The sequence below is a fragment of the Streptomyces sp. NPDC006512 genome, from assembly GCF_040611935.1.
GTDB lineage: Bacteria > Actinomycetota > Actinomycetes > Streptomycetales > Streptomycetaceae > Streptomyces.
The window spans coordinates 1-6,846 of record NZ_JBEXPG010000125.1; the positions used below are offsets into that span (position 1 = coordinate 1).

A 6,846-nucleotide genomic window follows, 5' to 3' on the forward strand; every position below is an offset into this window, starting at 1 on the left:
AGGAGGTCGGCCGCCCGCCCCCGCGCGAGGGGCCCGGCGGGGGCGGGCGGGGGGGGGGTCCGCGCCGGTGGTCGCGTCAGTCCCGGCGCCCACCGAGCACGGGCCGCACCGCCGCCGCCACCGCGTCGGCGAGCTCGGGGACCTCCGCCGGGGCGAGGCCGGAGACGGTGATCCGCACCGCCGGCTGCGAGTCCACCCGGAACCGGGCGCCGGCCGACACCGCCCAGCCCGCCGTGAGCAGCCGCGTCACCACGGCCGTCTCGTCGGCCACCGGCACCCACACGTTCATCCCGCTCCGCCCGTGCGCCCGTACCCCCCGCTCCGCCAGCGCCGCGACCAGCGCGTCCCGCCGCGCCCCGTACGAGGCCGCCACCGCGGCCGGGTCCACGGCGCCGGTGGTCCACAGTTCCACCACCGCGTACTGGAGCAGCCTGCTCACCCAGCCCGGCCCCAGCCCCTGCCGGCCGCGGACCCGGTCCATGGTCACCGCGTCGCCCGTCAGGACGGCCAGCCTCAGGTCGGGGCCGTACGCCTTCGCCGTCGAGCGGATCAGCGCCCAGTGCCGGGTGGCGCCGCTCAGCGCGTACAGCGGAAGATCGACGATCCCGTGACCGTGGTCGTCGTCGACGACCAGCACCTGCGGATGGGGCGCCAGCAGCTCCCGCAGGGCCGCGGCCCGTTCGGCGCTCACCGCCGCCCCCGTCGGGTTCTGCGCGCGGGCCGTCACGACGAGGGCCTTGGCACCCTCGGCCAGCGCCCGGGCCACCGCCTCCGGCCTGGGCCCCTCGTCGTCGACCGAGACCGGCAGCACCCGCAGGCCCATGGCGGGCGCCAGGTCCATCACGCTCCCCCAGCCCGGGTCCTCGACCGCCACCGCGTCACCGGGCCGCAGGTGCGCGGCCAGCACCCGCTCGATCCCGTCCAGCGCGCCCGAGGTCACGGCCATCGCCCCGGCCGGGACCCCGTCCGCCTCGAAGCCGGCCCGGGCGAGGAGCGCCAGTTCGGGGGCCACGGGATCCTGCCCGTACAGGGTCGGCGCCTCGGCGTACCGGCGGGCCGCCGCCGCGAGCGGCCCGTCCAGCGGGGGCAGCAGGTCCGGGTCGGGGTTGCCCTGCGCGACGTCGCGCACCCCTTCCGGTACGGCCATCCGCAGCGCGTGGCGCGGAGCGGTCGCGGGCCGGTGCCGTACCCGGCTGCCGCGCCGCCCGTCCGTCTCGATGACCCCGCGCTCGCGCAGGGTCCGGTACGCGGCGGCCACGGTGTTGGGATTCACCTCCAGTTCGCCGGCCAGCTCACGCATCGGCGGCAACAACGTTCCCGGCTCCAGGGCGCCCGATCCGACGCCCGCTTCGACACTGGCCGCGATTTCCGATGCGCGACGCCCTGCGATCCGATAGTCTCCTAGCACAAACAACATTATGCACTAGTACAACGGAGTCCGCACCATGACCACCACGCCCGCCGCCTACGAGCCCACCGACCGCACCGTTCCGAGCCGCTCCCGCGACCGGGCGCGCTACGACCGCGAGACCGTGCACTCGATACTCGACCAGGCCTACGTCTGTCACCTGGGCTTCGTCCGCGACGGCGCGCCGGTGGTCCTGCCCACCCTCTTCGGCCGGGTCGGCGACACCCTCTACGTCCACGGCTCGACCGGCTCCCGCCCGCTGCTCGCCGCGGGCAAGGCGGACCCCGGGCTCCCCGTGTGCCTGACCGTGACGCACGTCGACGGACTGGTCCTGGCCCGGTCGGCCTTCCACCACTCCCTCAACTACCGCTCGGTGGTGGTCCACGGCACCGCCTACGAGGTCACCGACGAGGCGGAGCGCCGGATGGCGCTGGACGCCCTCGTGGACCACGTCATCCCCGGCCGCTCCGCCGACTCGCGGCCCGCGAACGCCCGGGAACTGGCCGCCACCGCGGTGATCCGCCTGGACCTGGACGAGGTGTCGGCGAAGCTGCGCACCGGCGGCCCGAACGACGACGCCGAGGACCTGGACCTGCCCTACTGGTCGGGCGTGGTCCCGGTCGCCCCGGCCTACGGGACACCGGTCCCGGCCGCCGACCTGGCCCCCGGCATCGCGACCCCGGACTACGTCGCCGCGCTCTGAACCCCGGGGGCGGGCCGGACCGCCACCGGCCCCTCCGCGGGCCTGCGCGCCTCGGAGCCGATCAGCGCGCCCACGGCCGCGAGCAGCAGTACGGTGCCCAGCACCACGGCACCGGTCAGCCGCTCCCCGAGCAGCGCGACCGCGATCACCGCGGCGCTCACCGGCTCGATCAGCATGATCACGGAAACGGTCGCGGCACGCACGGACGCGGCGCCCGTGAAGTAGAGCGCGTACGCCAACGCCGTCGGCACGACGGCCACGTACGCGAGCAGCCAGAGCACCCGCGCCGTGTCGGCGGTGTGCGGCAGCAGCCCCTCGACCGCGGCGAGCGGCAGCAGGCACACCGTGCCCACCCCCACCGACCACGCGGTGGTGACGAGGGGGTCCCCGCCGGCCCCGCGCCGCCCGAGCCAGCGGGCCCGCAGGGTCATCGCCGCGTACCCGGCGGCGGAGAGCAGCGCCCAGAACACCCCGAGCGGCCGCACCTCACCGCCCCCGGAGCCGAGGACGAGTACAGCGAGCCCGGCGAGGGCACCGGCGACGGCGGCAACCCCGCCCCGCCCCAGCCGCTCGCCCATCCAGTACCGGCCGCCGAGCGCGATCAGCACGGGCCCCGCGCCGAGGGTCACGACGGTGCCGACGGCCAGGCCGGTCTCCCGGACGGCGCCGAAGTACGCGGCCTGGAACAGGGTGAACATCAGCCCGGTCCCGATGAGCGAGGCGGCGGACGGCCGCCGCCCCCCGCCCGGCCGGCGCCCGGCACCGGGCCGGCGCAGGGCGAGCACCCCGAGCAGTACGACGAGCCCGCCGGCGCACCGCCAGAAGGACAGGGCGAGCGGGCCGAGGTCACTGGCCAGGAAGAGGAGGGAGGCGGCCGCTCCGGCGGTGCCCCAGGCGACCCCGGCGACGACGAGGTACAGCAGACTGCGCCCGGCAGCGGGCGAATGGTTCGACACGTGGTTCTCCGCGCATGCGTGAAGGATGAGGAAGGCCGGTCATCACTTCGCGGGCAGCACGAACCCGCCCGGGCCGCCGGAAGGCGGCCGGGGCGGGTGGTCCTCACAAGGGGCAGCCACCCGCGCCGGTCCTGCGCGGGAATTCCCCGCGGGGCGCCCGCAGGGAGTGCGGGACCGCGGGAGCGTCCGGGCAGGACCTAGGCGGCGGGAGGCGGCAGTACGGTCGACGGCATGGTCCGCACCCTACGCGCTCCCCCACCGCCCTGACCAGGCCCTACGGCCCGGCCGGCTACACCCGGGCCTTCTCCGGGCCGAGCACCGCGGGATCGGCCGCGCCCGGCGGGGTCGGCCGCGAGGACTGCGCGATGAAGGCACCGCCCAGCACCAGCGCCCCGCCCGCGATCTGCGGGAGGGAGAGGTGTTCGCCGAGCAGGATCCACGCGAGGACGGTCGCGATGACGGCCTCCAGGCAGGCGACCACGCCCGCCACCTGCGGGGAGAGCTTGCGGACCGAGACCACGCCGGTGACGTACGCGAACACGGTGGCGACCAGCACCACCCAGCCGAGCAGGGCGAACGCGGGCACCCGGAGGTCACCCAGGGCGGCGTACCCGCTCAGGACCTGCCAGTCCATCTGCCAGGGCCGGGCGATCACGGTCATCACCAGGGTGCCGACGATCATGCCGAAGGCGATCACGCCCATCGGGTCGGGCGCGTCGTCCCCGTCCGCACCCTGGTCGGCGAAGACGAAGTAGAAGGCCTGGCAGCAGGCGGCGGCGAGGCCGAGCAGCACCCCGAGCGGGTCCAGGCTCAGCCCGGCCCAGATCTCGACCACGCAGGCCAGGCCGACGACGGCGACCGCCGCACCGGCCGCGGCCGACCGGGTCACCGGCTTGCGCTGTACGAAGCGGATCCAGCCGAGCAGCAGGGCCGGCCCCAGGTATTCCAGGAGCAGGGCCACGCCGACCGGGATCCGGGACAGCGACGCGAAGTAGAACGCCTGCACGCCGGCGACGGCTATGAGCCCGAAGCCGGCCAGGAGCAGCGGTTTGCGCCGCACCAGATCGCGGTGCCGCCAAGCCAGCGGGGACAGCACCAGCGCCGCCCCGGCCACCCTGAGCCACACCATGTGCAGCGGGTCCAGACCCGCCTCGATCAGCGGCTTCGCCGCGACCCCCGAACCACCGAACGCGCACGCCGAGACGAGGGCGAGGCCCAGTCCGGCGTTCTTCCCTGACGCTTGCATCAGGCCATCATGGCAGGGCCGGTCAGGACCGTCACCGCTATGACACCTGTTGAGACACAGCTGAGATCCACATCGTCCGGAACCCGATATCTGACAGGTCGTCAGTATTGAATGTTCCGGTCGCCGGGACTACCTTCCGCCGCACGAACCCGACGAGAAGGGGTGGACGCATGGCTGAAGTCACCGCGGAATCACGCATCGAGGCGCCCGCCGCGAAGCTCTGGGCCCAGCTGACGGACTGGGACGCGTACGGCCAGTGGAGCATGACCCACACCAACTTCCCGAAGGGCGGTCCCGAGACCCTCGCGGTCGGCTCCACCTTCGCCGAGAACATGAAGATGATGGGCTTCCCGGCCGAGGTCCTGTGGACCGTCTCGGAACTGGAGGACGAACGCCTCTTCGCCATCACCGGCAAGGGACCCATGGGCGTGGCCGTCCTCACCCGGTACACCCTGACCGCCGACGGCGGGGCCACCACCGTGCGCATCGACGGCGAGTTCACGGGCGCCGCGGTGTCCCTCATGGCGGGCAAGCTGAAGGACTCGGCCACCGCCGCCCTGAACGAATCGCTGCGCAAGCTGGCCGGGCTGGTCGCCTGACCGGCGCCACGACGGTCCGCCCGGACCCGCGAACACGACGGAGCGCCCCGCGAGAGGTCTCGCGGGGCGCTCCGTCGTCCGGGAAGCGCCGCGGCGGCGCTTCCCGGAGCCGGCCGCCGGCCCAGCGCACGTCGGCCCAGCGCACGCCGACTCAGTGCTCGTCGGCTCAGTGCTCGTCGGCTCAGTGCTCGTCGGCTCAGTGCTCGTCGGCCAGGATCAGGTAGAGCTTCTTGCGGGCGTCGTTGATCACGCCGAGGGCCTTCTCGCGCTGCTCGGGCGAGCCGGTCTTGAACACCTGCCCGAAGGCCTCCATCAGGCCGATCCCGGCCGTCCGGACCTCGTGCATCGCCTCGAAGTCGAAGCCCCGGCCGGCGTCCGCCCAGGGGGCGTCCGGACCGGACTCAGCTTCGGCGCGGCCGGCGTCGGTGAGGGTGAAGAGCTTCTTGCCGCCCTCGCTCGCGCTGAGGATGAGCCCCTCGTCCTCCAGGAGTTGCAGGGTCGGGTAGACCGAGCCGGGGCTGGGCTTCCAGGCCCCGCCGCTGCGCTCGCCGATCTCCTGGATCATCTCGTAGCCGTGCATCGGCCGGTCGGCGAGCAGCGCCAGGATCGAGGCGCGCACGTCACCGCGCCGCGCCCGGCCCCGCGGTCCGCCGCGGCCGCCGCGCCCCCCGAAGGGACCGCCGCCGAAGGGCGGGCCGAACGGCCCGAAGGCGGCGCGCCGCCCCTGGAACTCCTCCCGACGGTCGGGCCCGCAGTGGCCGTGACCCCGCCCGTGCTCATGTCCATGGTCGTGCTGTCCACGTGAACGCATCACTGCGCTCCTTTCGTCATCGCTTGTCATCGCGGTCGTCGTCTTTCGACTTCTCCACTATCACTGATCCATCGCGATGCGTCAACGATATATCGGAACCGGTCGCCGATACGGGAGCGAACACGAGTGCACGGGGTCAGGAGGAAGCAGGCCAGTCACCCCGGATTGGCCTTTGGCCGGGTTCGGGCGACCGCCCTACGGTCGGTCCATGCGCATCCGAATCGTCGACGCCTTCACCGACCGCCCCTTCCACGGGAACCCCGCAGGAGTCCTGCTCCTCGACGGCCCGTTCCCCCCGGACGCATGGCTCCAGCAGGTGGCCGCCGAGGTCAACCTCTCCGAGACGGCCTTCGCCCACCCCCTGCCGCCCGGCGGGGACGCCGACTGGGCGCTGCGCTGGTTCACCCCGGCGGCCGAGGTCGACATGTGCGGGCACGCCACCCTCGCCACCGCCCACGTCCTCGCCTCGGACGGCCTCGCCGACGGTCTGATCCGCTTCGGCGCGCGCTGCGGCGTCCTCACGGCCCGGGCCGACGGGGACGGTTCGGTCACCATGGACTTCCCGACGTCCTCACTGACCCCGGTGGACCCGGAACCCGAGGTGGGCCGCGCACTGGGCGCCGCGATCAAGTCGGTCCACGACACCTCCGCCCACATCGGCGACCTGGTGGTCGAACTGGCCGACGAGCGGACCGTGCGCGAACTCGCCCCCGACCACGCGGCCCTGCGCGCGTACTCCCGCCGCGGGGTGATCGTCACCGCGGCCGCCGAGAACCCGGCCCTCGGCTACGACTTCGTCTCGCGCGGCTTCTTCCCGGCCGTCGGCATCGACGAGGACCCGGTCACCGGCAGCGCGCACACCGCGCTCGCCCCCTTCTGGGGCCGGCGCCTGGGCCGCACCGAGATGACCGGCCTCCAGGGCGGAGCGCGCACCGGCCTGGTCCGGGTCACCCTCGCGGGCGAACGCACCCTCCTGACGGGGAACGCCGTCACCGTCCTCGACGGCGAACTGCTCACGTCCCCCTGAACACGGCACTAGGGCCTGTCGTCAAACTCCCGTCGTCGCCCGGAGGGCGGCCCTGCGGCGTCTGGTGCGTGCTCTCGGTGCGCCGGGCGGAAGCCC

Annotated in this window: 7 protein-coding genes; 3 read left to right on the top strand and 4 right to left on the bottom strand. The window is 74.3% G+C overall.

The annotated features are described in order from the left end of the window. Nucleotides 1–76: 76 nt before the first annotated feature. Nucleotides 77–1,408 (bottom strand): aminotransferase class I/II-fold pyridoxal phosphate-dependent enzyme, encoded by a 1,332-nt coding sequence (locus tag ABZZ17_RS39665; RefSeq protein ID WP_356884193.1) that lies wholly within the window; start codon nucleotides 1,406–1,408, stop codon nucleotides 77–79. Nucleotides 1,409–1,445: 37 nt separating this feature from the next. On the opposite strand from ABZZ17_RS39665, the gene ABZZ17_RS39670 reads away from it, so the two are divergent. Next, on the top strand, nucleotides 1,446–2,111 hold the full coding sequence (locus ABZZ17_RS39670; protein ID WP_356884195.1) for a pyridoxamine 5'-phosphate oxidase family protein: 666 nt from the start codon (nucleotides 1,446–1,448) through the stop codon (nucleotides 2,109–2,111). Here the strand turns inward: ABZZ17_RS39670 and ABZZ17_RS39675 are convergent. After that, a complete protein-coding gene (locus ABZZ17_RS39675; protein ID WP_356884197.1) occupies nucleotides 2,093–3,067 on the bottom strand; it encodes a DMT family transporter in 975 nt (324 codons plus the stop codon). The two genes, ABZZ17_RS39670 and ABZZ17_RS39675, sit on opposite strands and share 19 nt — an antisense overlap. A gap of 289 nt (nucleotides 3,068–3,356) precedes the next feature. After that, complete coding sequence (locus ABZZ17_RS39680; RefSeq protein ID WP_356884198.1) at nucleotides 3,357–4,313, bottom strand: EamA family transporter; 957 nt, start codon at nucleotides 4,311–4,313, stop codon at nucleotides 3,357–3,359. Between the two features lie 170 nt (nucleotides 4,314–4,483). Between ABZZ17_RS39680 and ABZZ17_RS39685 the strand changes: the two genes are divergently transcribed. Next, the gene (locus ABZZ17_RS39685; RefSeq protein ID WP_356884200.1) at nucleotides 4,484–4,912 is read left to right on the top strand and encodes an SRPBCC family protein; all 429 of its coding nucleotides are present in this window, start codon (nucleotides 4,484–4,486) and stop codon (nucleotides 4,910–4,912) included. A gap of 196 nt (nucleotides 4,913–5,108) precedes the next feature. Here the strand turns inward: ABZZ17_RS39685 and ABZZ17_RS39690 are convergent, their stop codons facing one another. Continuing rightward, nucleotides 5,109–5,723, bottom strand: coding sequence for a PadR family transcriptional regulator (locus ABZZ17_RS39690; protein ID WP_356884202.1), 615 nt, complete (start codon nucleotides 5,721–5,723; stop codon nucleotides 5,109–5,111). 208 nt (nucleotides 5,724–5,931) lie between these two features. On the opposite strand from ABZZ17_RS39690, the gene ABZZ17_RS39695 reads away from it, so the two are divergent. Continuing rightward, the gene (locus tag ABZZ17_RS39695; RefSeq protein ID WP_356884204.1) at nucleotides 5,932–6,750 is read left to right on the top strand and encodes a PhzF family phenazine biosynthesis isomerase; all 819 of its coding nucleotides are present in this window, start codon (nucleotides 5,932–5,934) and stop codon (nucleotides 6,748–6,750) included. Nucleotides 6,751–6,846: the final 96 nt, after the last annotated feature.

Bases quoted from the DNA above. Each gene is read 5' to 3' on its own strand.
- ABZZ17_RS39670 (WP_356884195.1), top strand. From the start codon at position 1,446: ATGACCACCACGCCCGCCGCCTACGAGCCCACCGACCGCACCGTTCCG.
- ABZZ17_RS39685 (WP_356884200.1), top strand. From the start codon at position 4,484: ATGGCTGAAGTCACCGCGGAATCACGCATCGAGGCGCCCGCCGCGAAG.
- ABZZ17_RS39695 (WP_356884204.1), top strand. From the start codon at position 5,932: ATGCGCATCCGAATCGTCGACGCCTTCACCGACCGCCCCTTCCACGGG.
- ABZZ17_RS39680 (WP_356884198.1), bottom strand. From the start codon at position 4,313: ATGCAAGCGTCAGGGAAGAACGCCGGACTGGGCCTCGCCCTCGTCTCG.
- ABZZ17_RS39690 (WP_356884202.1), bottom strand. From the start codon at position 5,723: ATGCGTTCACGTGGACAGCACGACCATGGACATGAGCACGGGCGGGGT.